Below are 23,486 nucleotides of genomic sequence, written 5' to 3' on the forward strand. Positions count from 1 at the left end.
ACATGCCCACCATCAAGGTCGTCAACATCACCCCCAAGGCGCTGAGCGGCGACCGGCTCCTGGACAGTGAACCCAGCCTCGCGGTCAACCCGGAGAACCCGAACGAGATGGTCGCGACCGCCTTCACCCCCGACCCGATGGGCGGTCCGCTCGCCCCGGTCTACGTCTCGGCCGACGGTGGGAACACCTGGGTGCTGAACAGCGTCGTCCCGGGCAACGGGGACCTCGGCACCGGGGACATCAGCGTCGGCTTCGGCTCCCAGGGCGGCAAGCTCTACACGGGCATCCTCAACGGCGTGACCGGCGACATGCAGATCCTGCGCGCGCCGAGAATCACCGCGGCCACCCCGATGTCCGTGCTCGTCGACCGGACCGACGAGGACCAGCCCTGGGTGGTCGCCACCACCGTCGCGGTGAACAACCACAGCACCGACCGGGTGTACGTCGGCAACAACGACGCCTCCCAGCCGGCCGGGTCCGCCACGGTGGACGTGTCCAGCGACGCGGGTACCGGGCCGCGCCCGGCCGGGTTCGCGCCGGTCCGGCTCGACCGGCGCCCCGGTACGCTCTTCGACGGGCCGCCGGTCCGGATCGCCACGCACCCGGACGGCACGGTGTACATCGCGTTCCAGAGCGTGACCGGCACCAGCCCGGGGGACATCTTCACCTTCGACGTCGTGGTGACCCGCGACGACAAGGGTGGCATCGGACCGAACCCGTTCGAGGACCTGCTGGACTCGGTCGACGGCGAGATGGGCCAGCGGGTGGTCACCAGCCGGAAGGTCCGGTTCAACTCGCAACTGCGGACGCTGGGCCAGGAGCGCACCGGCGCGGACCTGTCCATCGCGGTCGATCCCACGGACTCCAACAGCGTGTGGGTCGCCTTCTGCGACAACGTCGGCGGAAACGCCCCCACCGACTACGTCCTGCACGTCCGCCACTCGGCGGACCGGGGACAGACCTGGACCGCGCCGCGCAAGGACATCATCAACGGCAAGAACCCGTCGTTGGCGGTGAACTCCGACGGCCTGGTCGGGCTGGTCCACCAGGAACTGGCCCACAACCAGTGGTCGACGGTGCTGGAGTTGACCGACGACGGCTTCAAGACCGTGGACAGCCACGTGCTGCACCAGGCTCCCGGCGACGTCCCGTCAGCGGGCGCTCAGCTGCCGTACCTCGGTGACTACATCCGGATGGTCACGGTCGGAAAGGACTTCTACGGAATCTTCGCCGGCAACAACACGCCGGACCTCGCCAACTTCCCGGTCGGCGTGACGTACCTGCGCAACGCCAACTTCACCACCCACCAACTGCTCAACCTCGACGGCGTGTCCCGCGTCCCGCCGTCCATCGACCCGTTCTTCTTCCACCGGGCCGCCTGAGCACGCACACCCAAGGCGCCCGCCACGGTCGGTCGTGGCGGGCGCCCTGCTGTCGGGCACTGTGGCTTGGGGTCGTTGGGGGTCGTCCGGCTCGGGGTCGTTCAGGTCGCGGCCAGGCAGAACTGCAGCAGCCCGGCGTCCACGTCGAGGACGATCTTTTCCATCTCCGCCCACGGCGGGTGGAACTCGGTGCCCCACTCGACGGTGAAGCCGAGCACCTTGCCCCGGTCGGGTTCGACGAAGTGGCGGGAGTAGACGTAGTCGTCACTGGTGCCGCTGGTCGGGTACAGGTGGAAGCCGGTGATCGCCTTGTACGTCAGGCCGCGCACGCCCTGGACGCCATGGCAGAACGCGTCGGCGAGCAGCACGGCGCTGTCGAGGTCGGTCTTGGGGATGTACTCCGCGTACGCGTCGTCGTCGGGCAGTCCGCGCTTGTGGTCGTACTGGGAGTTGCGGAAGTTCATGTCGGGGTCGATCGACTGGTTGTCGTCGTCGCCCCAGTTGTAGAGCATGTCCTGCGAGTAGCTGTGCACGTCGACGAACCACCTGGTCCGCGGGAACTGCTCGAGCAGCCAGCGGACGTTGCGGGTCTCCGGCTCGGAGAACGCGGTCGGGCCGGCGTAGACCATCGGGTCGCAGGGGTCGGCCGACACCTGGGGGTTGGCGTTCGGGTCGAAGGCGGTGGCGAAGTCGAAGAGGAAGTCGTAGTTGCGGTTGATGTCGACGCCGATGCAGGCCGGGCGCGGGTTGATGCCGGCGTTGGCCGGGTTGCGGTTCTTGCGCCACATCGACTTGACGGTCTGGCTGTAGTGCCGGCCGTCGGGGTTGACCAGCGGGAAGAGCACCAGGTCGAGGCGCCGGAGCAGGGCCTGCACCTGGTCGGCGGTGAAGGCGGTGTCGCCGTAGCCGAGGCCGGTGCCGTCCCGCTGGGCCTCCAGCAGGTCGGCGGCGAGGTGGATGAGGATCTCGCAGCTGCCCCATTCGCGGGCGTGGACACCGCCGATCATCATCAGGCACGGCTTGGGGAAGGGGGCGGGGCCGCCGATCTTCAGGGCGTGGGCGGTGCGGTTCTCGTAGGTTTGGTCGGGCAGGGTGATGAGCTGGGTGAGCCCGGGGTAGGCGGTGGCCAGGCTGGTCACGGCGGATTCGACCTCGGTGACGTTCAGGTACGGCATGGCGGGCCTCCCGGGTCAGCCGGCGAGCTTGGCGGCCAGGCCGCGCGGGACGGCGTCGGCGGGGGCGAACCGGTCGCCGCTGCCGACCTCGGCCTGGGCGGCGCGCCCGGCCTCGCTGGCGTTGCCGGTCCGGGTGACCGTGATGCCCTCGCGTTCGAGGGCCGGGACCTGGTCGGCCGTGGCGTAGACGTCGATGCCGACGCGGCCGTCCGCCTCGACGTGCGGGCGTCCACCGGTGTCGGGTCGGGTGTCGCGGAGCAGCGCGCGCAGGGTCTCCGGGTCCCTGGCGGTGACGCGCAGGCGCAGGATGTCATCGTGGAGTGGTTCGTTCGGAACGGCGGACATGGGGGACTTCTTCCGGGCGCCGTCGAAGCGTGGCCGGAGCGGTCTCTGGCGGCCCGCCCGACGGCGCCGATATGAGCGGATATGTCCGACGTGTACCTCGTATCCTCAGGATGCGTCGCCGCCGTAGAACGCGTCAAGGGGTGGCTGCGGCATCCCGTCCAGCAGGCTGTCCAGGCCGCTGAGCATCTCGCCCTCGTCGTCGAAGTCGGCGAAGCGGGGCACCAGGGCGCGCAGCCGCGGGTACTCGGCGGCGGGCAGCCGGTGCAGGCCGAGCCGCAGGGCAGGGTCCGGCTCCTCCGGGTTGTCGACCACCTGGCGCTTGTCCACCAGCAGGCAGCCGAGGTTCCAGGCCACGAAGGCGCGGTAGACGGTCAGCGCGGTCGCGTCGTCGAAGCCGGCCCGCCCGAGCACGGCGAGGATGTGCTCGGTGAGTTCGAGCACCGGCGCGGGCCGCCGCGCCATCGGGACGGCCAGCGGGCGGGTCGCGACCAGCGGCAGGATCTCGGGGTGGGCGTGCGCCGCGGCGGCGAAGGACCGGGCGATCCGGCGCAGTTCCAGCCGCCACACGGCCAGGCGCTGCTCGGGCCGACGCCGCTCGGGCCGGTGCCGCTCGGGCTCGCGCGGGCCGCTCGCGGCGCTGGTCCGCAGCCGGGCGTTGACCTCGGTGAAGTAGGCCTCGATCAGGCCGTCGAGCAGGGCCTCCTTGCCCGGCGTGTAGCGGTACAGGGCCATCGACTCGACGCCCAGTTCGGTGGCCAGCCGGCGCATGGTCAGCGCGGCCAGGCCCTCGCGGTCGACCAGGGCCACGGCGGCGTCGAGCACCAGCGGGCGGCTCAGCCGCCCCCGCTTCTCGGTGTCGTTCCGCTCAACCATGTCCGCGCTCCTCGGGGTCGGTGCCAACGTCGTCGGCCGTGCCCGAGCCGGTCGGGCGGACCGGCGGGGGCTCTGCGGCGGATCTCTCCGCGGCGGATGTCAATCAGCGGATGTCGCTCAGCGGATCCCTCTGCAGCGGATGTCACTCAGCGGATACAGAACCAGGATACAAGGTATGAATCGGGCGTAACGGGTGCTGCTCCGCCGCTCCGCCGCTCCGGCGATTCCGCTGGTCAGCCGACCAGCAGCCGGACCGCGAGCCAGGCCACCAGGGCGGAGGAGCCGAGTGCGGTGAGTAGTCGGCCGCGCGGACCGGTCAGCGCACGGCCCAGCAGTGCGCCGCCCGAGGCGAGCAGCAGCTGCCAGCTCGCCGAGGCGGCGAACGCGGCGGCCACGAACACCGCCCGGGCGAGGGTGCCGGAGGTCGCGTCGTCCCGGCCCCCGCCGCCGAGGACCAGGGCGGCGAAGTAGAGCACGGTCAGCGGGTTCAGCAGGGTGATCCCGAGCAGGGTGAGGAAGGCCCGGGCGGGGGCGGGCGGCGCCGGCTCGGGCGTCGCGGCTGCCCCGGTACGGTGACGGAGCGCGGTGTGGGTCGTCCGGGCGGCCAGGGCCAGCAGGACCAGGGCGGAGCCGATCCGCAGCGGCCGGGCGACCGGTTCCAGCAGCGGTGCGAGACCGCCGCCCCCGGCCGCCGCGAGGAGCGCGTACAGCCCGTCCGCGGCGGCCACGCCGAGGGCGGCGCAGGCGCCGGTGCGCAGCGAGGTCCGTGCGGTGAGCGCGACCAGGTAGGCCCCGACAGCCCCCACCGGGACGGCGACGCCGTACCCGGCGAGCAGGCCCGCGACCAGCGCGGCCCTCACGCGCGTGCGGCGTCGGGCCTCCGGGGGCGGCCGGGCTGCTGTCGGACCACGGCCGGGCGGGCGGCGGCGGTCACGGACAGCGGGCGGGCGGCGGAGTCGGTCATGCGCCGATCGTGGTGGCCGGGGCCCGGGGGCGGCAAGTGGTTTTCGGGGGTGCCGGGTAGCGTGGGGCCGTCCCCAGCCCCTGTTTCGCAGCCACTGCCCCGAGGAGAACCGATGATCAGTCAGAACGACCCGGTGCGCGCGATGTTGGCGGAGGCCTGGGCCTCCTGGGCGGAGCGCGGCGCGGCCCTGAGCGCCGAGGACTGGGACCGGCCGACCCGGCTGCCCGAGTGGACCGTCCGGGAGCTGTACACACACACGGCGCCGGTGCCGGAGATGTTCACCGGGCTGCGCACGGCCGTCCTCGACGGGCCGGCCGAGATCACCACCGGCGCCGGGATCCTGCGCGCCTACAACCGGCCCGGTGGCCTCGCGCACACCGCCGCCGGGCAGATCGCGGACGCGGCGAAGCAGGCCGCCGGGCGGACCGAACCCGCGCTGCTGCTCGCCCGGTTCGGGGTCGAGGGCCCGGCCGCCCTGGCCGCGCTCGACGACCTGCCGCCGAGCGCGACGGTGGCGCACCCGCTGCTCGGCAGCGTGACGGTCGGCGCGCTCGGCGAGGTGGCGTTGATGGAGGCGACCGTTCACCTGCTCGACCTGATCGCGGCCGTCGGCGGCCCGCCGCCCGCCGACGCGGCCCTGCGCGCGACCCGTGCCCTGCTGGCGGAGGTCGCCGACCCGGTGGCCTTCATCGAGGCGGCGACCGGGCGCAGCGTGCAGCCGGTGCTGCCGGTCATCCGCTGAGGCGGCCCTTCCGGCGGGGGCGGTAAGCCCTGGTCAGCAGTATGATCAGCGGCCGGAACCGGCCCGATCGGGGGGAGAGTCAATGGACCAGGTCTTCAACTTGTGGTGGGTGCTGCCCGCCGTCCTGTACGGCAGCGGATGGATCGTCAAGGACGCCCGGAAGGCACTGAAGGTGCGGCACGAGCGCAAGATGGAGCTGCTCGCCGCCACCGAGCGGCAGCACGCGGCCCTCGAGGCGGGGAACCGGCCGCCGGAGCCGGTCTGCGGCTGCACCCACCACCTGGCCAAGCACGACAAGCAGGGCCGCTGCCACGAGGTCGTCGAGGCCCCGACCGCCTGGGACGCGGATCGCCGCCCGCTGCAGTACGAGGCGCGGCCCTGCAACTGCCAGCAGTACATCGGTCCGGAGCCGCTCGGCACGGTCTTCGCCCCGGAGCTGGTCGACCCGCGCTGAGCCGGTGCTGAGTCGGTGCTGAGCCGGTGCTGAGTCCGTGCTGAGCCGGTGCTGGGCTGGTGCCGAGCCCGCGGCGGTCCCGCTCGGGGTCCCGCTCGGGGTTCGGCACCGGTCTCGCTCCGGGCCTGGTCGGGGCCCGTTCCCGTCTCACCTGGTGTCATGAGCCTTTCAACGGCACGCGTTTGCTGTCACGCTGCTCCTCCCGGCCCGCTCCCCCATGAGAGGTTCCGATGAGAAGACTCCTGCATGCCCTGACCGGCGCCGCCCTGTTCGCGGCGGCCGGCCTCACGGCGCTCGCCACCCCCAATGTGGCGAGCGCCGCCGACTGCACACCCGCCCAGGTGGTGGCCAACGGCGGTTTCGAGTCCGGCAGTTCGCCCTGGACGGCACCGAGCGGCGCGATCACCGCCGACAGCGGCCAGAGCGCGCACTCCGGCGGCTCCTACGCCTGGCTCGACGGCTACGGCTCCACCCACACCGACACGCTCTCGCAGTCCGTCACCCTCCCCGCCGGGTGCGGCACCGCGACGCTCGGGTTCTGGCTGCACATCGACACCGCCGAGACGACCACCAGCACCGCCTACGACAAACTGACCGTCAAGCTGGGCTCCACCACCCTGGCCACCTACTCCAACCTGGACGCCCAGAGCGGGTACGTGCACAAGACCGTCGACGTCTCCACCCTCGCGGGCCAGACCGGGACGCTCTCCTTCACCGGGGTCGAGGACTCCAGCCTGCAGACCAGCTTCGTGCTGGACGACGTCACCCTGGACGCCTCCGGCGGTACCACCCCACCCCAGCCCGGCGACCCGACCCGCACCCCGGCCGCGCCCGGCTACACCGTCAGCCTCACCAGTGACGCCTCCGGCGGCAGTTGGACCGGGCACGAGAGCGTGAGCTTCACCAACGCCTCGCCCACCCCGCTGACCGAGGTGTACCTGCGGCTCTGGGACAACGCCCACGGCAGCTGCCCCAGCACCCCGATCACGGTGACCAACGTGACCGGCGGCACGCCCTCCCCGCTCACGGTGAACTGCACGGCGCTCAAGATCACCCTGCCGGCGCCGCTCGCGCAGGGCCAGAGCGGCACCGTCGGCTTCGACCTCGGCATCACCGTGCCGAGCGGCGCGGACCGCTTCGGCCACGACGGCGCGTACAACTTCCTCGGCAACGCCCTGCCCGTGCTGGCGATCCGGGACGCGGCCGGCTGGCACCTCGACCCGTACACCAACAACGGTGAGTCCTTCTACTCGGTGGCCTCCGACTTCACCGTCACCCTGGACCACCCGACGAGCCTGCTGGTGCCCGCGACCGGCACCTCGGTGGACACCCCCGGCGCGGCCGGCCGGACCGTCACCAAGGCGACCGCGAGCAAGGTGCGCGACTTCGCCTGGGGCGCCGGGCCGTTCACCAGGATCTCCGGCACCTCGGCGGCCGGGATCAAGGTCAACGTCTACTCGGTGGCGGGGATCAGCAGCGCGGACGCCAAGTCGATGCTCTCCACCGCGACCTCGGCCGTCGACGCCCACGCCCAGCGCTTCGGCGCCTACCCGTACGGCGAACTGGACGCGGTGATCGACAACAGCTTCTGGTTCGGCGGCATGGAGTACCCGGGCTTCGTCCTCGACCTGGTCAGCACCACGGCGCTCACCCACGAGATCGGCCACCAGTGGTGGTACGGCATCGTCGGCGACGACGAGTACAACGGGCCCTGGCTGGACGAGGCCTTCACCGACTACGCCACCGACCTCGCCCTCGGAAAGACCGGCAACGGCTGCTGGAACAGCGTCTCCTGGGCCTCGTCGGCGGAGAAGATCACCAACTCGATGGCCTACTGGGACGCCAACTCCTCCCGCTATGCCACGGTCGTCTACGACTACGGCAAGTGCGCCCTGCACGACCTGCGCCGGACGATCGGCGACACCGCGATGACCACGCTGCTGCGCAACTACGCGCAGTCGCACTGGTACGGCGTGTCCACCACCGCGGAGTTCAAGGCCGCGGCGCAGGCCGCCACCACCGTGGACCTGACCTCCTTCTGGAGCCAGCACCGCATCGACGGCTGAGCGGCAGCGCCCATCCGCCGATCGCCCGCACCGCCCCCGGTCCCGGCCGGGGGCGGTGCGCTCGACGCCACGCGGGTTGACGCCGCGCGGGACCGGCGGGACGCTGTACGTGTACGACATAAACGTGTGCCGTATACGGACAGTCGAAAGCGCACGACCCACCGTCGCGAGCTCCCGGCGCTGACCCCGACCGCTGGAGCGATCATGTCGAGCACCCACTACGTGGCGCTGCCGGACAGCTCCCGCGTTCCGCTCGGCGGAGCGCGGGTCATCGGACCGGCCGACCCACGAACCCCCCTCACCGTCACCGTCTACCTGCGACGCGACCCCGGCGCGCCCCCGCGCCCGGACGTGTACGAGCTGGCGCTCCAACCGCCGACCCGTCGCACGGTGCCCACCGACGACGAGTACGCCGCCACCCACCGGTGGAGCGACACCGACCGCAAGACGCTCGAGGCGTTCGCCGCCGAGCACCGCCTCGCCCTCTCCGACGAGGACCCGCTGGCCCGCAGCGTCGACCTGACCGGCACCACCGAGGACATCGCCGACGCCTTCCGGGTCACCCTCGCCCGCTACCGCTTCCAGGACGCCCAGGGCAAGCCCCGGGTCTACCGCGGCCGGGAGGGCCAGGTCTACGTGCCCGCCCAGCTGCAGGGCATCGTCACCGGAGTGTTCGGCCTGGACGACCGGCCGATCGGCTCCCGCCTGCTGATCCGCCGGACCGCCGAGGCGACCCCGGTGGCCCACGCCGCCCCGGTGGTCCGGCCGGGCGCCTTCCTCCCGCCGGCTCTGCAGGCCCCGTACGCCTACCCCGAGGGCACCGACGGGACCGGGCAGTGCATCGCCGTACTCGCCTTCAACGGGGACACCGCGCCGGGCGTCCCCTCCGGGGGCTACTCGCTCGACGCCCTGCGGAACTACTTCGTCGACGTCCTGCACCAGCCGATGCCGGACATCACCGACGTGGTGATCCCGAACGTCGGAAGCCCCGGCAACGATCCGGGCCAGGACGCCGACTTCGACACTCCGGACACCACCGGCGAGATCATGCTCGACCTCGCGGTGGTGGGCGCTCTCGCCCCCAAGGCGAAGATCGTCGTGTACTTCACCAAGTTCACCGAGCGCGGCTGGGTCGACGTGATCACCCGGATCGTCAACGACACCGACAACCGGCCCACGGTGATCTCCTGCAGCTACGGCAACCCCGAGCTGGTCGCCGCAAGCCTGTTCACCGCCGGCGCGGTCGACCGGATCGACCGGGCCTTCGCGAGCGCGGCGGAGAGGAACATCAGCATCTGCTGCGCCTCGGGCGACGACGGCTCCCGCGACCAGGCCGACGACGAGCGCGCCCACGCCGACTACCCCTCCTCCGACCCGCACGTCCTCGCCGTCGGCGGCACCCGGCTGGTGGTGCGCCAGGGGCAGGTCGTCGGCGAGACCGTCTGGGACGACGGTCCGGGCCGGCGTACCGGCGGCGGCGTCAGCGCGATCTTCCCGGTGCCGCCGTACCAGGACCACGTCAACGTGCCGCCCTCGGTCAACCCGCTGCACCGGCGGGGACGCGGGGTCCCGGACGTGGCCGCCCTCGCCGACCCGGAGACCGGTGTGGTCGTCCCGAGCGTGGACGGTGTGAACTTCCACCAGACCGGCGGCACCAGCGCCGCCGCCCCGATGTGGTCCGCCCTGCTCGCCCGGGTCAACCAGGCCCTGCCCGGTTCCGCGCAGGTCGGCTTCCTCAACCCGCTGCTGTACGGGAAGTTCGCGACGAAGGTCCTGCGGGACGTCACCCGGGGCAGCAACGGCGCGTACGCCTCCGGGCCCGGCTGGGACCCGTGCACCGGCCTCGGCAGCCCCGGCGGCCGGCAGCTCCTGGACGGCCTCAAGGCCCTGTGACCTCCTCGGTCCGGCGACCTCCTCGGTGGCCGCTTGGGCCCGGTGGCTCTTCGGCTCGACTCCGGCCGGTGCGGGGCGCGCTGCGGCGCCCCGCACCGGCACGGGTGCCTCAGCCCAGGGCGAGGGCCCGGAGGCGGTCGGCCGCGCCGTTGAAGTAGTTCTGGTCACCGGGGAAGGTGCCGGAGTCCGCGAACTGCCAGAAGGTCTGGTAGCCCCAGCCGTTCGGCAGGGTGCCGACGGTGGAGGCGTAGCGGGCTATCCAGAGCGGGTTGGTGGCGCCGAAGCCGCCGTAGTTGCCGGTGCACTGGGTCCACCAGTTGGTGGTGGTGTAGATGGTGGGGTAGCGGCCGGTGCGGGAGTGCACGGTGTTGCTGAAGTCGCGGATCCAGCTGACCATGGCGCTCTGGCCGAGGCCGTAGCAGGTGGCGCCGTAGGGGTTGTACTCGATGTCCAGGGCGGGCGGCAGGGTCCTGCCGTCGGCGGACCAGCCGCCGCCGTGGTTCACGAAGTAGGCGGCCTGGGTGGCGCCGGAGGAGGAGTTCGGCAGCGCGAAGTGGTAGGCGCCGCGGATCAGGCCGGCGTTGTAGGAGCCGTTGTACTGCTGGGCGAAATACGGGTTGGTGTAGCCGGTGCCCTCGGTGGCCTTGACGTAGGCGAACTTGGCGCCGTTGGCGGCGACCGAGGACCAGTTGACGTTGCCCTGGTAGCTGGCGACGTCCAGCCCGGGGGTCTGCGTGACGGCGAGGGAGGCGAGCGGCGCGGTGGCGCCGCGGCCCTCGTGGGCGGCGACGGTGGAGCCGGCGAAGTCGCGGTCCGGGTGGAAGGCGGGGTGGCCCTCGACGACGGGGGCGACCGGGGCGGGCTCGGCCGCGTACGCCGGGGCGGCCACGCCCGCGACCAGGGCGGTGGCGGCGGCGAGCGCGGCCACCGCGGGCAGCCGGCGGCGGGGGGTGGTGCCGGTGGTGCCGGTGGTGCGGGCAGTGTGGGCGGTGCCAGTGGTGCGGGCGGAGCGGGAAGAGCGAGGCATGAGCACTCCTCTGATCCGGTGCGGGATGGCCCAAATGGCCCGGTGCGGCCGGGTGTTGGCGCGGCCGTACCGCAGAGTAGCCATGTCCCCGCCAGTGCCGCCAGGCATCTTGGAACACATTTCTGAACCGGCGTCACAGGTGCCGGATCGCCACCACCGGCAACGCACGTTGCCGGTTCTGCCGATCCCGGGCCCGGGGACGGCCCGCACGCTGTGACACGATGCCCGCGGGCCGGCCGGCACGGGCGGCACCCCAGTACGGAGGAAGGACCAGCCATGACCGAGACCGCCACCGACACCGCCCGGCCCGTCGGGGAGCCCGCTTTCAGGGCCGCCACGCCCGCCGACGTCCCGGCCCTCGTGGAGCTGGTCGAATCCGCCTACCGGGGCGACTCCAGCCGGGCCGGGTGGACCACCGAGGCCGATCTGCTGGCCGGGCGGCGGACCAACCCCGAGGCCGTCGCCGAGGCCGTCGGCCACCCCGAGGGGCTGGTGCTGCTGGCCGAGCGTGACGGCGAGCTGCTCGCCTGCTGCCAGCTGGAGCGGCGCGGCGACCGGGCGTACTTCGGGATGTTCTCGGTGCGCCCAGGCCTGCAGGGCGGCGGGGTCGGCCGGGCCGTGCTGGCCGAGGCCGAGCGGCTGGCCGGCGAGGAGTGGGGCGTCGGCGCGATGGAGATGACGGTGATCGAGCAGCGCGCCGAGCTGATCGCCTGGTACGAGCGGCGCGGCTTCCGCCGGACCGGGGAGTTCAGCCCGTTCCCGTACGGCGACGAGCGCTTCGGCATCCCGCTGCGGCCGGACCTGCGGTTCGAGCACCTGGTCAAGGAGCTGAAGACTGCCTGACGCGGGGCCGCGCTCGCGGCCTGGTCAACGGGCCGTCCTCGGGGTTCGGTTCAGGCGCGTCGACCGGATTCCGCAGGTGATGCGGCGTCAAGTCACTGAGCAGGGGCGATGCGGAGATGTCATACCTCGTTCATGATTGGTCTAGGCCAATGTGAGAGGCTGAGGTCGAACGGCCACGTTCCGTCCGATGCCCAGGGGGGCCATTTCCGCATGCCCGTACTCCATGGCACCGCCATGCCCGCACCCGACGCCGGTCCGCGCCGGACACCCGCGGACCCCGACCCGCGCCTGCCCGACCCGCCCGACGACGAGGAGCTCTACTGGTACTTCGGCCCGCAGCGCCGCTGGGTGCTGCTCTGCGCCACCCTCTCCTACGCGGGAGCCACCGCCACGCTCGGCCTGTTCGCCCTCAGCAAGCCGCTGCTCTGGCCGTTCCTGCTGCTCACCGTGCTCAACGCGGTCACCTGGCTGCTCTCGCTCACCGACGGCCAGCGAGCCCGCCGCTTCACCCGCGACTCGCACGACCTGCTGCTGCGCGCCTGGCAGCCCGCCCGCCACCCGAGCGTGGACCTGCTGCTGCCCACCGCCGGCGAACCGTCGGCCGTCCTCGACAACGCCTACCGGCACACCGCCGCCGTCCGGTGGCCCGGCGAGCTGACCGTCCTGGTCCTCGACGACGCGGACCGCCCCGAGGTGCGCGAACTCGCCGAGTCCTACGGCTTCCAGTACCGCGCCCGCCCCGACCGCGGCCGCTTCAAGAAGGCCGGCAACCTCAACCACGGCCTGGCCGAGGGCACCGGCGAGATCATCGCCGTCCTGGACGCCGACTTCTGCCCCCGCCCCGACTTCCTGCACCACCTGGTGCCCTACCTCGACAACCCCGGGGTCGGCATCGTGCAGAGCCCGCAGTGCTTCGACACGGACGCGAACATGTCCTGGCTCGAACGCGCCGCGGGAGCCACCCAGGAGATCTTCTACCGCTGGATCCAGCCCTCCCGGGACGCGCAGGACGGCACCGTCTGCTGCGGCACCAACGCCCTCTACCGCCGCGCCGCCCTGCAGCGGATCGGCGGCTTCGCCGAGATCGACCACAGCGAGGACCTCTACACCGGCCTCGCCCTCGCCCGCGCCGGCTGGGCCACCCGCTACGTGCCCGCGCTGGTCGCCAAGGGCATGTCGCCCACCGGCCTGCCCGCCTTCATCAGCCAGCAGTACCGCTGGTGCCTCGGCTCCCTGGCCCTCGTCCGCGACCCGGACTTCCGCCGCGGACCGCTCTCCCGCTCCGCCCGGCTCTGCTTCTGGAACGGCATCCTCGGCTACCTCACCAGCGCGGTGAACGTCTTCGCTGTGCCGTTGCCCGCCCTGATCATGCTGTTCTTCCGGCCCGAGGAGATCGAACCCTGGCAGGTGCTCCCCTTCCTGCCGCCGATCTGGGTCGCCCTCGTGCTGCTGCCCGCGATGTCCCGCACCCGCTGGCGCTTCGAGGTCACCCGGGTCCAACTCCTCGGCGGGCTCTGCCACGTGGTCGCCATCGCCCACGCGCTGCGCCGCCGCTCCGCCGACTGGGTGCCCACCGGCGCCGTGTCGGGCGGCAGTTCACTCGCCCGCGCGGTCGCCCGGATCGGGGTCGGCTGGCTCGGGTTCGTCGTCCTTGCCGGCGCCGCCGGACTGGTCCGGGCCGCGCTGCTGCACGGCTGGCGGCCGTACTGGGCGCTCACCGCCCTGCTCGCGCTCACCGCGTACACCATGATCCCGCTGATCCGGTCCCTGTGGCCGCTCCTGAACGGTGCGAAGGTGGCGGGCGGAGCGAACGGTGGCAAGGGTGTCACCGTCGGCGAGGTCGTCGCCCCCGCACGCAGCCGCTCCGAGCTCGGGTTCGGACGCGCCGAGGCCGTCGCCGTCACCGCCGTGCTGCTGCTCTGTGGGCTGCTGGCGTCGGGCTGGGCCGATCCGCTGATCTTCTGATCTTCTGAGACTCCGTCAATTCCCTGCTCCACCCCCTGAGTTTCCTTGCGCGTCGCCCCACCGGCGCGGACTCCGCCCGGCCGCCCCAACGGCCCGGCGGCCCCGACCACCGCTGCCAGCCCCTGCAAGGAGCGCCGCCGTGTCCACGGCCGTCCCACCGTCCGCCTCGTCATCATCCGCCGTCGGCTCCTCCGACCTGCTGCCCGACCTCGTCCGGGTGGACCGGGAGGTCGCCGTCCCGAAGGGCGCCACCGTCGCCGAGAGCGGGCAATCCCGCCGGCGCACCGCCTTCCGCCCTGACATCGAGGGGCTGCGCGGCATCGCCGTGCTCTCCGTCCTCGGCTTCCACGCCGCCGTCCCCGGCCTGACCGGCGGCTACGTCGGCGTCGACATCTTCTTCGTCATCTCCGGCTTCCTCATCACCGGCCTGCTGACCAGCCGCCCGCTCGGCCTGTGGGACTTCGCCGCCCGCCGCGCCCGGCGCATCCTGCCCGCCGCCGCCACCGTCCTGGTCGCCACCGCCGCCGCCGGCGGCGCCCTGCTCGACCCGCTGCGCGGCACCGACCTCGCCCGCGACCTGATCGCCGCCGCCGGCCAGTTCGCCAACTGGCGCTTCGTCGGCCGGCAGACCGACTACCTGGCCGCCGAACGCGACCCCAGCCCGCTGCAGCACTTCTGGTCCCTCGGTGTGGAGAACCAGTTCTACCTGCTCTGGGGCGTCCTGCTGCTCGGCCTCGCCCGCTACCTGCACGGGCGGCGCCGCACCGTCGCCATCACCCTCGCCACCGTCGCCGTCGGCGGCACCTCGCTGGTGCTGTGCCTGCGCTGGACACAGACCTCGGCGCCGCTCGCCTACTTCTCCACCGGCAGCCGGCTCTGGGAGTTCGCGGCGGGCGCCTGCGCGGCCCTCGCCGGCGGGGCGCTCGCCTCCCGCACCGCGCGGCGCCCGGTGCGGTGGTCGCTCCGACTGCTCGGCTGGGCCGGCCTGGCGGCCGTCGTCGCGCCGGTCCTCCTGTACGACCGCAGTACGCCGTTCCCCGGCTCCGCCGCACTCCTGCCCGTCCTCGGTACCGCCGCCGTCCTGCTCGCCGGACACGGCTCGCCCCGCGCCGTCGACGCCGGACGGCTGCTCGCCACCCGCCCGCTGCGCGCCGCCGGACGCCTCTCCTACGCCTGGTACCTCTGGCACTGGCCGGTGCTGACCATCGCCCAGGCCCGGTACGGCGCGCTGCCCTGGACCACCCTGGCCGCGCTCACCGCCGCCAGTGCGCTCCCCGCCTGGCTCACCCTGCGCCTGGTCGAACAGCCACTGCGCTACGGCAGCAGCCCGGCACCCCGACGCGGACTCGCGGTCGGCGCGAGCGCCCTCGTCATCCCCCTGATCGCCGCGCTCACCCTCGGCGGCGGCACCGTCCGCGCCCTCGGAGCCGCCACCACCGGGCCCACCGCCGCCCCCGCCGGAGCCGCCGACGGGCCCGGCCTGCTCGCCCCCGGCACCCGGGTCCTCACCCTGACCCCCTCGCTGGCCCGCGCCCGGGAGGACTTCCCACCCGGCAAGGGCTGCGAGATCCCGCTCAACGCCGACACCAGCCCGCGCTGCCTCTTCGGCGCCGACAACAGCCCCGACCGGATCGTGCTGCTCGGCGACTCACACGCCGGCCAGTGGATCTCCGCCGCCCTCGCCCTGGCCGATCAGCGGCACTGGGCGCTGGAAGTCCTCGTCAAACCCGGCTGCCCACTGGCCACCCTCACCGTGCGCAACAACGTGCTCGGTCGCACCTTCGACGAATGCGACCGCTGGCGCGAGAACACCCTCACCCGGCTCACCTCCGGACCCAAGCCGCGCCTCGTCCTGATGGCCGGCCTCAACCGCTACGGCAACCAGGAGGAACGCACCGAAGGCTGGACCCGTACCCTCGACCGCCTCACCGCGCTCGGCGCCCCGCTCGCCTACCTCGGCGACACCCCGATGCCCGGCAAGGACATCCCGACCTGCCTCGCCGCCTCCGACGGGCGCTCGGACGCCTGCTCGTTCCCGCGCGACACCGCCTTCGAACCCGACCCGCTGCTCGACGGCGGGCTCGCCGCCCGGTACGGCGTCCGGACCCTCGACCTCGGCCCACTGCTCTGCCCCGGCTCCGGGACCTCCTGCCCGGCGGTCCTGGAGGGCGTGGTGCTGTACCGGGACACCGGGCACATCACCGACACGCTGGCGCGGGTACTGGCGCCGCGGCTGGACAAGGGGCTGCTGGGGGTTTCAGGTGTATCGGGGGTGCCTGGTGCGGCAGCGGTTCCCGGTGTTCCGGCCGCTCAGCCGTAGACCCCTCGGCAGAGGCGGGCCTGCTCCGAGCCGGCCGGCCAGCGGCCGACGCGTTCGGCCTGGTCACAGATGGTGCCCGGTCCGACGCCCGGCACCGACGCGCCCGACCCCGGAACCGTCGGGGCGGGCGCGCCCGACGTACCCCGGGCCGGGGCGGTGGCGTGCGGGCTGCGGCCGGTCTTCGGGTGCGGGCTCGCCGACCCGTGCTGGGCGTCCGCCGCCCCCGGATCGGCCGCCGTCGCCGTCGCCGTCGCCGCCGTCGCCGTGCCCGTTGTGCCCATCATGCCCGTCGCACCGCCCCCCGGGACCGGGGCCGGCAGCGGAGAAGGCGCGGGCGTGGCAGGCGGCGGGGACACCGGGGGCAGGTGCGAGCCCGGGGCCGTGGCGGAGGGCGAGGCCGACGGCAACGCCACCATCCGCACGTCGTCGCCCGATCCCGGCCCGCACATCACCAGGACCGAGGCCAGCACCGCACCCGTCCCGACCGCCGCGGCCGCCCACGCCTTGCGCGAGCGGCGCCTCGGCGGGGCGGGAGCGGGCACCGGCGGCGGGGGAAGCGTGGGGACGGGAGGGGGCTGCCACGCGTTCTGCGGCCACTGCCACTGCCCTCCGGTGGGCTGCCCAGTCATGTGTTCGTCCTTCCAGCGGCCCCCCGTCGGCCCCCGTCGTACCTTCCCGTGCTCAACGAGCGCGCCGACGCCGGGACATGACCCGGAAGAGGGGTCTGAACGGGCGTTGATTGCCACCGCGCCACATGCTTGGGGTCATGGAGACCAACAGCACGACCGCACCCCTGGTCGAGGTGGCCGAGTTCCGGACCGACAGCCGCTACCGGCTCGTCCACTTCGAGGGCCACGGCTGGGAACCGCTCGCGCCGGAGGAGTTCGAACCGCGCATCCACCAGCTCTTCCCGGACCTCGACGCGCGCGACCCCCAACGCGTCCACTGGGCCGACCGTCCCTGGGAATGGCCCGCCTGGCACCCCGGCGAGGCCTGAACCGTCCCCACCCGGTCGTCGGGACTTCGTTAGGCTGAGCGGGTGAGTGTGGATCACTTCTGGCGCCGCCTGCCCGGCCAGGCCGTGGACACCTGTTCCCCGGAAGAACTCGGCGACCTCGCACCCCAGGACCGCGACGTCCGGTACGACCGGCTGGCCGCCGCCGGACTCGCCCTCGGCGAACTCGTCCGCCAACAGGGCACCGTGCTCGCCCGCACGGCCGCGCACCTCGGCTACCCGACCCCCTGGTCCGAATCCGTGGCCGCCAGGGTCGTCCACGACCTGCGCGAACTGCGCGACTTCTTCGCCGGCGCGGCCGCCGCCGGAGACGCGGTGCTTGTCCGGAAGGCGCCGTGATCGTCCGGGAGGCGCAGTGAACGACGACCTGGCCGGTACGGCGGGGTACGGGGAAGCGGCCGAGCAACTCGCCGTCCAGACGCAGATCGCGAACAACACGGTCCACACGGAGACCCCGGCTTCGGACCCGAAGCGGGCCGAAGGGGCGGACCAGGTCGCCCTGCCGGACCTGCGGCGCTGTGCGGCAGCCCTCGGTGTACCGCCGGAGAAGGTCGATGCCGTGGTCGACTGGCTCGGTCGGATCGTGGCCGAGGACGGCCCCCCTGAGCCTGCCCCCCTCTCGCACGGGTACCTCACCAGGATGGTGACGGGCCGCGAGGTGAAGATGCGGGGATTCGGCCCCCTGGACCTGGCCGAGGGCGAGATCCGACCGATCGTCCGTCAGGCGTACGGTCCCCGTTTCGACTGACGGACCTACGACCGGCCGGGACCTGCGGTGGCGGCCTGCGCGGGAAGTCGGCCTGTCCGACTTCCCGTGCCGCTTTACCGTGCGCCGAAGTCCTCCTCGACGAGGCGGGTCGCCCAGGTGGTCAGGGCGGGGGCGAGGGGTGGGTGGGCGAGGCCCGCTGCGGTGGTGAGGCGGTCGGCGGAGGTGGTGTCGTACCGGTCCTCGGAGAGGAAGGTGAGGGTTTCCGGGTCGGCGCCGGTGAGGGTGCGGGGGAGGCGGCGGACGAGGGGGACGGGGATCAGGGCGCGGGGTGGGCGGACGCCGAGGTGGGTGGCGAGCAGGGTGATCAGGTCGGGGAGGAAAGGGGTTGTGGCGTCGAGGACGGTGTGGGCCTGGACGGGGACGCGGTCGTGGTCGGGGACGGCGACCAGGAAGCGCGCCAGGTGGTCCACGGTGACGACGGGCAGGAAGGTGCGTCGGGTGCCGGGCAGCAGGGGGAGGCGGCCGCGGTGGAGTTGGCGGACCAGCTGGGCCAGGCCGAGGTACTGGCCGGCTTCGCCGGTCCGGGAGTGGCCGATGACGCTGCTCGGGTTGACGGTGGTGAGCGGTACGCCGAGGTGGGGCGCGGTGACGCGGACGGCGGCGTCGCCGAGCTGCTTGGAGGCCTCGTACGCGCCGAGGCGGGTGTAGAGCGCGGCGGTGGCGCGCTCCGGGAGCGGGTACCGGGGGTCGGGGTCGCGGCCGACGCGGTAGCCGGAGAGGTGGACCAGACGGCGCAGCCGGGGACGGGTGGCGGACCACCGCAGCGCGTGCAGGGCGCCGTGGACGTTGGCGGGTTCGGCCTGGGCGCGGGTGAGGCCGAAGTCGTAGCGGGCGGCGAGGTTGTGGACGTCGCGGATGTCGGCGAGCCGGGCGTCGTCCTCGGGGGAGAGGCCGAGCCCGGGGCGGGTGAGGTCGGCGGTGACGGTGGTGTGCGCCGAGTCGTCGGCCCGGTGTGCGCGCAGCCAGCGGCGGAGGTCGGCGGCGCGGCCGGTGTCGCGGACGGTGGCGGCCACGGGTTCGCCGCGGGCGAGGAGTTCGAGGACCAGCCAGCGGCCGAGGAAGCCGGTGGCGCCGAGGACGAGCGTGCGGGGCGGCGGGACGGACGTCAGGGGGCGCTCCAGGGTTCAGGTATTCAGTAGACCGGTCTGCATATTTTTTGGGCGTGCGAGGACGCGCGAGGATGCGACGGCGTGCGGAGGCGCCGCACGAACGGCGGCGCGCCCTCGCCTACGTGTCGCGGTTGCCGAGCAGCTGCCGGACGGCGCGCCGGGCGTGGTCCAGCGGTTCGCGGCTGCGCCGGACGGAGGCGAGCAGGACCGCTCCCTCCAGGAGGGCGAGCGTCTGGCCGGCGGCGGTCTCGGCCTCGGTCGGGCCGTAGCCTTCGGCCTCCAGTCGGCCGGTCAGGACCTGCTGCCACCGCGCGTACACCTCGGCGCAGACGGTCCGCAGCGGCTCGTTGGTGCCCGCCGTCTCCAGGGCGACGGTCGCGATCGGGCAGCCGCTGGTGTAGTCGGACTGTGCGAGGCGTTCGGCGAAGGCCTCGACGAGCCGTTCGGCGAGGGCGGCGGTGTCGGCGCCCTCGGCGGCGAGTGCGGTGAGCAGCGCCTCGACCTCCTGGCCGGCCTCGGTGAGCGCGGCCGCCACCAACTGGTCCTTGCCGCCGGGGAAGTGGAAGTAGAGGGAGCCGCGCGGCGCGCCGGTGGCGGCCACGATCCGGTTGAGGCCGGTGCCGAAGTAGCCCTGTGCCTCGATCAGGTCCCTGGTGCCGGCGATCAGCCGGGCCCGGGTCTCCTCGCCCTTGACTCCCATGCGGCGATAGTAGACCGGTCTGCATATTCTGTCGACGGCGGGTTGACGAGACCTCAGGGGCGCTGTCAGCAGCGCAGTGCGGGCGGGAAGCCGGTCCAGCGCAGCTCCTCGGGCAGGTGGCCCTGGTCGTTCAGCAGCAGGACGGCGGACGGGCGGCCGGGGGTGAACCGCAGTACGGTCAGCGCCGCGTTGGCGGCGTTGAGGCCGAGCCAGCGCCAGGCCGGGGCGTCCAGGGCGTGCCGGACCAGCCAGCCGACCAGGAAGGCGTGGGTGACGACCAGCTCGTGCCGCTCCTCGCCGCCCGCCGCCGGCCCGGTGAACCGCTCGACCGCCCGTGGCGCCAGCGCCGCACCGCGCTCGCACTCCTCAGGGGTGGCGTGCGAGAGGAACTCCAGCAGGAAATCGGCGCTGTCCTCGGGCAGTTCCGCCCGCTCCGGAACGTACGGGACGAAGTCGCCGGCCTCCTCGCACACCACCGGCGTCACGCCGTCCAGCTGCTCCGCGACCAGCCGCGCGGTCTGCGCGGCCCGGGGCAGCGGGCCGTGGTGCACCGCCGAGATCGGCCGGCCCGCCAGCCGCCGGCCCAGCATGACGGCCTGCCGGCGCCCGGCATCGGTGAGCCCGCTCTCGTCGGGCGTGGCCTCGCCGTGACGGGCCAGGTAGAGGTAGCGGGTGGCGGTGGCGTCGGTCATGCTCCGGGACTCCTCAACAGGGATCGACGTTCGGTCGACAGGGCTGAGCGTCAAGTCGACAGGGATCAACGTCGGGTCGTCCCGGAGCGACGCGAACCGGGCCCCGCCCGGTTCCGGCTCAGCCGGTGTGGGCGTCCGTGTGGGCCTCGTCCAGCAGGGCGAGATCCTCCGCCGACAGTCGCAGCGCCCCGGCGGCGATGTTGTCCTCCAGGTGCGCCTCGTCGCCGGTGCCCGGGATGGCCAGGACGTGCGGGCCGCGGTGCAGCGTCCAGGCCAGGCGCACCTGCGCCGTGCTCACCCCGCGCGCCTCGGCCACCGCCCGTACCTGGGCGGGCTCGGCCGGCCCCGCGCCGCCCTCCCGGCCCGCGCCGGCGATGGCGTAGAAGGGGACGAAGGCGATGCCCTGCTCGCCGCAGAGCCGCAGCAGTTCGTCCTGCGCGGGCGAGGCGCCGATGCCGTACGGGTTCTGCACGCAGGACACGGGCGCGATGGTCTGCGCCTCGGCGAGCTGGTGCGGGTGGACGTTGGACAGGCCGAGGTGGCGGATCAGCCCGGCCTGGCGCAACTCGGCCAGCGCGCCGAAGCGTTCGGCGACGGAGTCGGTGCCGAGGATCCGCAGGTTGACCAGGTCGAGGTGGTCGCGGCCGAGTTCGCGCAGGTTCTGTTCGACCTGGGCGCGCAGCCGCTCGGGGGTGCGGGCGTGCTCCGCCCACTGGCCGTCGAGGCCGCGGGCCGGGCCGACCTTGCTGGCGATCACCAGGTCGTCGCCGTACGGCGCGAGCGCCCGGTTGATCAGCTCGTTGGCGGAGCGCAGCGAGGAGAAGTAGAAGGCGGCGGTGTCGATGTGGTTGACGCCGAGTTCGACCGCGCGGCGCAGCACCCGCAGGGCCTGCTCGCGGTCGCGCGGCACGGCGTGCGGCACCAGTGCGGGGCCGGTCTGCGGCAGGCGCATCGTGCCGAAGCCGATGCGGTGGACGGCGCGGTCGCCGAGGGTCCAGGTGCCGGAGGCGGCGGCGGACACGGGGGTGTTCAGGGCGGTGTTCACGGTGGTGTTCACGGTGGTCTCCGAGGTCATGCCTGTCATGATCGCCAATGCACTAGCCTGACCGCCAAAGATTCGAACATGTCTGAATCCACGGGGGTGGGCGCTTGGCGGCCGAGCTGCTGTTCACGGCGGGCGACCTGGCACGGATGCGCTTCGCGGTCTCCCCGATGTGGGAGGTCGGCCCGAGCCTGCGGCTGCTGCGCTCGGGGCTCGCCCACCCGGTCCACCGGCCCTGGGTGGAGCAGGTGCGCCCCCGGCTGGCGGCGCTCGGCCCGGCGTACGCGCTGCTCGCCGAACTCGTCCCGCCCGCCGGGTACGTGCCGGACTTCATCAACCCGGCCCCCGCCGGGCCCGCCCCCACCCTGGCGGAGGAACTGGCCGCGATCCGGGCCACCCCGGCCGAGCGGCTGCGCCGCGACCTCGACCGGCTGCGGGACGGCCGGGGCCGGCTCGGCCCCCGGCTGCGCGCCCTGTACGGCGACCCGGCGGGCGGGCTGGGCCGGCTCACCGAGGCGGTCGAGGCGTACTGGGAGCTCGCGCTCGCCCCGTACTGGGCGCGGATCCGGGCCGTCCTGGACGCCGACGTGCTGCATCGGGCCCGGCAGGCCGCCGAGCACGGCGCGGCCCGGGTCCTGAACGACCTGCACACCGAACTCCGCTGGACGGAGGACACCCTGCGGCTGCGCCACCGCTCCCGCCCACTGTCGGGCCGGACGGCCGGGGCCGGGCTGCTGCTGGTCCCGTCCGCGTTCACCGGCCCGGCGCTCTACACCCGGCTCGCCCCGCCGGACCCGCTGCAACTCGCCTACCCGGCGCGCGGGATCGGCGCCCTGTGGGCGTCCGCCCCGGCGGCCGGCACCGAGGCGCTGGCCGCCGTCCTCGGCCGCTCCCGCACCCGGCTGCTGACGGAGCTGGCGGCCCCGGCGTCCACGACCGAACTCGCCCGGCGCACCGGGCTGTCGCCGTCGGCCGTGTCCCAGTACCTGACGGCCCTGCGGGACGCCCGCCTGGTCAGCGCCCACCGGGCCGGACGGTCGGTGCTGTACGCGCGGACGGCCTCGGCGGAGGCGCTGCTCGCGCCACTGGCGCAGGGGTGATCATCCGTTCCTCCGCCTACCGTAATGTCACCCCGGATTCCGGTGTCGCCGGGCCGGATCCGCCGGACGCCCGTAGCGTGCGGGAGCATGACACCCATTCGGCACCCCCGGCACCGCCACCGCCGTCGGACCGTCCTCGTCACCACGCTGCTCGGGGCCGCCTGCGGCGCCGTCGCGCTCACCGGGGCACCTGCCCCGCAGTCCGCACCGCGGTCGGCCGCCCCGGCGTCCGACGCCCGGCTGCGCCCGGCCGGTGCGCCGCCGACCGTGTACGCCCACCGCGGCGCCTCCTCCGCCGCGCCCGAGAACACCCTGGTGTCCGACGAGGTCGCCCGCCGGGCCGGCGCCGAGTGGATCGAGGACGACGTCCAGCCCAGCAAGGACGGCGTCCCGTACGTGCTGCACGACGACACCGTGGACCGCACCACCGACGGCACCGGCCGCGTCCGCGACCTGACCGCCGCCCAGCTCGACACGCTGGACGCCGGCTCCTGGTTCGCCCCGGCGTACGCGGGCACCCGCCTGCCGACCCTCGCCGCCCAGCTGGAGGACCTGCACACCCGGGGCGGCCGGCTGCTGCTGGAGATCAAGGGGCCGCACACCCGCGACGAAGTCGCCCGGATCGTGCAGGAGGTGCGCGACCACGGCATGACCGACCGCGTCCTCGTCCAGAGCTTCGAGGTGGACGCCCTCCGCTACACCCGCGAGCTGGCCCCCGAACTGCCGCTCGGCCTGCTCCGCGCCACCCTGGACGCCGACCCGGTCGCCACCGCGCACGACCTCCGCCTGGCCGCCTACAACCCCTCGGACGACGCGCTCTCCGCCCGCCCCGGCGTGGTCACGGACCTGCACGCCGCCGGGGTCGCCGTCAACGTCTGGACCGTCGACCGGCCCGCCCGCTGGAAGGCCCTCGCGGACGCCGGGGTGGACGGCATCATCACCAACCGCCCGGCCGAACTGGCCGGTTGGAACGCGGCCTGGTCGGCCTCGGGCGCCGCCGGTTAGGCTGC

The 23,486-nt window shown here is 73.7% G+C and carries 23 protein-coding genes; 13 read left to right on the top strand and 10 right to left on the bottom strand.

Going from position 1 to position 23,486, the window contains the following annotated elements; all coding sequences use genetic code 11:
* The first annotated feature begins 2 nt into the window (after positions 1-2).
* The gene (locus ACZ52J_RS15455) at positions 3-1,382 is read left to right on the top strand and encodes a hypothetical protein (protein ID WP_465619013.1); all 1,380 of its coding nucleotides are present in this window, start codon (positions 3-5) and stop codon (positions 1,380-1,382) included.
* 101 nt (positions 1,383-1,483) lie between these two features.
* On the opposite strand, the gene ACZ52J_RS15460 is transcribed toward ACZ52J_RS15455, so the two are convergent.
* The 4 genes from ACZ52J_RS15460 to ACZ52J_RS15475 all read right to left on the bottom strand — a co-directional run bounded on the left by ACZ52J_RS15460 (position 1,484) and on the right by ACZ52J_RS15475 (position 4,635).
* Positions 1,484-2,557 carry a M14 family metallopeptidase gene (locus ACZ52J_RS15460; RefSeq protein ID WP_465619015.1) on the bottom strand — a complete coding sequence of 358 codons (1,074 nt, stop codon included), beginning with the start codon at positions 2,555-2,557 and terminating at the stop codon, positions 1,484-1,486.
* 15 nt (positions 2,558-2,572) lie between these two features.
* Positions 2,573-2,902, bottom strand: a complete 330-nt coding sequence (locus ACZ52J_RS15465) for a hypothetical protein (protein ID WP_360507021.1) — start codon at positions 2,900-2,902, stop codon at positions 2,573-2,575.
* Between the two features lie 105 nt (positions 2,903-3,007).
* Positions 3,008-3,775, bottom strand: a complete 768-nt coding sequence (locus ACZ52J_RS15470; protein WP_465619017.1) for a TetR/AcrR family transcriptional regulator — start codon at positions 3,773-3,775, stop codon at positions 3,008-3,010.
* A gap of 233 nt (positions 3,776-4,008) precedes the next feature.
* Positions 4,009-4,635 (bottom strand): LysE family transporter, encoded by a 627-nt coding sequence (locus tag ACZ52J_RS15475; protein WP_465619019.1) that lies wholly within the window; start codon positions 4,633-4,635, stop codon positions 4,009-4,011.
* Positions 4,636-4,851: 216 nt separating this feature from the next.
* Between ACZ52J_RS15475 and ACZ52J_RS15480 the strand changes: the two genes are divergently transcribed.
* From ACZ52J_RS15480 to ACZ52J_RS15495, 4 genes are all read left to right on the top strand, one after another.
* Positions 4,852-5,481, top strand: a complete 630-nt coding sequence (locus tag ACZ52J_RS15480; protein ID WP_360507030.1) for a maleylpyruvate isomerase N-terminal domain-containing protein — start codon at positions 4,852-4,854, stop codon at positions 5,479-5,481.
* A gap of 82 nt (positions 5,482-5,563) precedes the next feature.
* The gene (locus tag ACZ52J_RS15485; RefSeq protein ID WP_465619021.1) at positions 5,564-5,935 is read left to right on the top strand and encodes a hypothetical protein; all 372 of its coding nucleotides are present in this window, start codon (positions 5,564-5,566) and stop codon (positions 5,933-5,935) included.
* Between the two features lie 230 nt (positions 5,936-6,165).
* Positions 6,166-8,001, top strand: a complete 1,836-nt coding sequence (locus ACZ52J_RS15490) for a M1 family metallopeptidase (protein WP_465619023.1) — start codon at positions 6,166-6,168, stop codon at positions 7,999-8,001.
* A gap of 204 nt (positions 8,002-8,205) precedes the next feature.
* On the top strand, positions 8,206-9,894 hold the full coding sequence (locus tag ACZ52J_RS15495) for a S53 family peptidase (RefSeq protein WP_465619025.1): 1,689 nt from the start codon (positions 8,206-8,208) through the stop codon (positions 9,892-9,894).
* Between the two features lie 109 nt (positions 9,895-10,003).
* On the opposite strand, the gene ACZ52J_RS15500 is transcribed toward ACZ52J_RS15495, so the two are convergent.
* Positions 10,004-10,921: a lysozyme gene (locus ACZ52J_RS15500; RefSeq protein ID WP_465619027.1), complete on the bottom strand. Its 918-nt coding sequence runs from the start codon at positions 10,919-10,921 to the stop codon at positions 10,004-10,006.
* 276 nt (positions 10,922-11,197) lie between these two features.
* On the opposite strand from ACZ52J_RS15500, the gene ACZ52J_RS15505 reads away from it, so the two are divergent.
* From ACZ52J_RS15505 to ACZ52J_RS15515, 3 genes are all read left to right on the top strand, one after another.
* On the top strand, positions 11,198-11,764 hold the full coding sequence (locus ACZ52J_RS15505) for a GNAT family N-acetyltransferase (RefSeq protein WP_360507045.1): 567 nt from the start codon (positions 11,198-11,200) through the stop codon (positions 11,762-11,764).
* Between the two features lie 210 nt (positions 11,765-11,974).
* A complete protein-coding gene (locus ACZ52J_RS15510) occupies positions 11,975-13,729 on the top strand; it encodes a glycosyltransferase family 2 protein (RefSeq protein WP_465619030.1) in 1,755 nt (584 codons plus the stop codon).
* 139 nt (positions 13,730-13,868) lie between these two features.
* Positions 13,869-16,049, top strand: coding sequence for an acyltransferase family protein (locus ACZ52J_RS15515; protein ID WP_465619032.1), 2,181 nt, complete (start codon positions 13,869-13,871; stop codon positions 16,047-16,049).
* Here the strand turns inward: ACZ52J_RS15515 and ACZ52J_RS15520 are convergent.
* Complete coding sequence (locus tag ACZ52J_RS15520; RefSeq protein WP_465619034.1) at positions 16,040-16,678, bottom strand: hypothetical protein; 639 nt, start codon at positions 16,676-16,678, stop codon at positions 16,040-16,042. The genes ACZ52J_RS15515 and ACZ52J_RS15520 overlap by 10 nt on opposite strands.
* A gap of 137 nt (positions 16,679-16,815) precedes the next feature.
* Here ACZ52J_RS15520 and ACZ52J_RS15525 point away from each other — a divergent pair, with 137 nt between their 5' ends.
* From ACZ52J_RS15525 to ACZ52J_RS15535, 3 genes are read left to right on the top strand one after another with little or no spacing between them, the layout of a single operon-like run.
* Entirely contained in the window at positions 16,816-17,046 is a 231-nt protein-coding gene (locus ACZ52J_RS15525; protein WP_360507057.1) for a hypothetical protein, read from the top strand.
* Positions 17,047-17,088: 42 nt separating this feature from the next.
* On the top strand, positions 17,089-17,403 hold the full coding sequence (locus tag ACZ52J_RS15530) for a hypothetical protein (RefSeq protein ID WP_465619036.1): 315 nt from the start codon (positions 17,089-17,091) through the stop codon (positions 17,401-17,403).
* A gap of 16 nt (positions 17,404-17,419) precedes the next feature.
* Positions 17,420-17,812, top strand: a complete 393-nt coding sequence (locus tag ACZ52J_RS15535) for a hypothetical protein (RefSeq protein ID WP_465619038.1) — start codon at positions 17,420-17,422, stop codon at positions 17,810-17,812.
* Positions 17,813-17,886: 74 nt separating this feature from the next.
* On the opposite strand, the gene ACZ52J_RS15540 is transcribed toward ACZ52J_RS15535, so the two are convergent.
* The 4 genes from ACZ52J_RS15540 to ACZ52J_RS15555 all read right to left on the bottom strand — a co-directional run bounded on the left by ACZ52J_RS15540 (position 17,887) and on the right by ACZ52J_RS15555 (position 21,409).
* Positions 17,887-18,954 (bottom strand): SDR family oxidoreductase, encoded by a 1,068-nt coding sequence (locus ACZ52J_RS15540; protein ID WP_465619236.1) that lies wholly within the window; start codon positions 18,952-18,954, stop codon positions 17,887-17,889.
* A 106-nt stretch (positions 18,955-19,060) separates the two neighbouring features.
* On the bottom strand, positions 19,061-19,642 hold the full coding sequence (locus ACZ52J_RS15545) for a TetR/AcrR family transcriptional regulator (protein ID WP_465619040.1): 582 nt from the start codon (positions 19,640-19,642) through the stop codon (positions 19,061-19,063).
* Positions 19,643-19,707: 65 nt separating this feature from the next.
* Entirely contained in the window at positions 19,708-20,334 is a 627-nt protein-coding gene (locus ACZ52J_RS15550; protein WP_465619042.1) for a histidine phosphatase family protein, read from the bottom strand.
* Positions 20,335-20,452: 118 nt separating this feature from the next.
* Entirely contained in the window at positions 20,453-21,409 is a 957-nt protein-coding gene (locus tag ACZ52J_RS15555) for an aldo/keto reductase (RefSeq protein ID WP_465619044.1), read from the bottom strand.
* 74 nt (positions 21,410-21,483) lie between these two features.
* Between ACZ52J_RS15555 and ACZ52J_RS15560 the strand changes: the two genes are divergently transcribed.
* Positions 21,484-22,476: an ArsR/SmtB family transcription factor gene (locus ACZ52J_RS15560; RefSeq protein WP_465619046.1), complete on the top strand. Its 993-nt coding sequence runs from the start codon at positions 21,484-21,486 to the stop codon at positions 22,474-22,476.
* An 87-nt stretch (positions 22,477-22,563) separates the two neighbouring features.
* The gene (locus tag ACZ52J_RS15565; RefSeq protein WP_465619048.1) at positions 22,564-23,481 is read left to right on the top strand and encodes a glycerophosphodiester phosphodiesterase; all 918 of its coding nucleotides are present in this window, start codon (positions 22,564-22,566) and stop codon (positions 23,479-23,481) included.
* Positions 23,482-23,486: the final 5 nt, after the last annotated feature.

The sequence above is a fragment of the Kitasatospora sp. NPDC034035 genome (assembly GCF_055575755.1).

What these genes read in the sequence shown, in the direction of transcription:
- ACZ52J_RS15455 (WP_465619013.1), top strand. Translation starts at nt 3, where the DNA reads ATGCCCACCATCAAGGTCGTCAACATCACCCCCAAGGCGCTGAGCGGC.
- ACZ52J_RS15460 (WP_465619015.1), bottom strand. Translation starts at nt 2,557, where the DNA reads ATGCCGTACCTGAACGTCACCGAGGTCGAATCCGCCGTGACCAGCCTG.
- ACZ52J_RS15465 (WP_360507021.1), bottom strand. Translation starts at nt 2,902, where the DNA reads ATGTCCGCCGTTCCGAACGAACCACTCCACGATGACATCCTGCGCCTG.
- ACZ52J_RS15470 (WP_465619017.1), bottom strand. Translation starts at nt 3,775, where the DNA reads ATGGTTGAGCGGAACGACACCGAGAAGCGGGGGCGGCTGAGCCGCCCG.
- ACZ52J_RS15480 (WP_360507030.1), top strand. Translation starts at nt 4,852, where the DNA reads ATGATCAGTCAGAACGACCCGGTGCGCGCGATGTTGGCGGAGGCCTGG.
- ACZ52J_RS15485 (WP_465619021.1), top strand. Translation starts at nt 5,564, where the DNA reads ATGGACCAGGTCTTCAACTTGTGGTGGGTGCTGCCCGCCGTCCTGTAC.
- ACZ52J_RS15490 (WP_465619023.1), top strand. Translation starts at nt 6,166, where the DNA reads ATGAGAAGACTCCTGCATGCCCTGACCGGCGCCGCCCTGTTCGCGGCG.
- ACZ52J_RS15495 (WP_465619025.1), top strand. Translation starts at nt 8,206, where the DNA reads ATGTCGAGCACCCACTACGTGGCGCTGCCGGACAGCTCCCGCGTTCCG.
- ACZ52J_RS15500 (WP_465619027.1), bottom strand. Translation starts at nt 10,921, where the DNA reads ATGCCTCGCTCTTCCCGCTCCGCCCGCACCACTGGCACCGCCCACACT.
- ACZ52J_RS15505 (WP_360507045.1), top strand. Translation starts at nt 11,198, where the DNA reads ATGACCGAGACCGCCACCGACACCGCCCGGCCCGTCGGGGAGCCCGCT.
- ACZ52J_RS15510 (WP_465619030.1), top strand. Translation starts at nt 11,975, where the DNA reads ATGCCCGTACTCCATGGCACCGCCATGCCCGCACCCGACGCCGGTCCG.
- ACZ52J_RS15520 (WP_465619034.1), bottom strand. Translation starts at nt 16,678, where the DNA reads ATGACTGGGCAGCCCACCGGAGGGCAGTGGCAGTGGCCGCAGAACGCG.
- ACZ52J_RS15525 (WP_360507057.1), top strand. Translation starts at nt 16,816, where the DNA reads ATGGAGACCAACAGCACGACCGCACCCCTGGTCGAGGTGGCCGAGTTC.
- ACZ52J_RS15545 (WP_465619040.1), bottom strand. Translation starts at nt 19,642, where the DNA reads ATGGGAGTCAAGGGCGAGGAGACCCGGGCCCGGCTGATCGCCGGCACC.
- ACZ52J_RS15550 (WP_465619042.1), bottom strand. Translation starts at nt 20,334, where the DNA reads ATGACCGACGCCACCGCCACCCGCTACCTCTACCTGGCCCGTCACGGC.
- ACZ52J_RS15555 (WP_465619044.1), bottom strand. Translation starts at nt 21,409, where the DNA reads ATGACCTCGGAGACCACCGTGAACACCACCGTGAACACCGCCCTGAAC.
- ACZ52J_RS15565 (WP_465619048.1), top strand. Translation starts at nt 22,564, where the DNA reads ATGACACCCATTCGGCACCCCCGGCACCGCCACCGCCGTCGGACCGTC.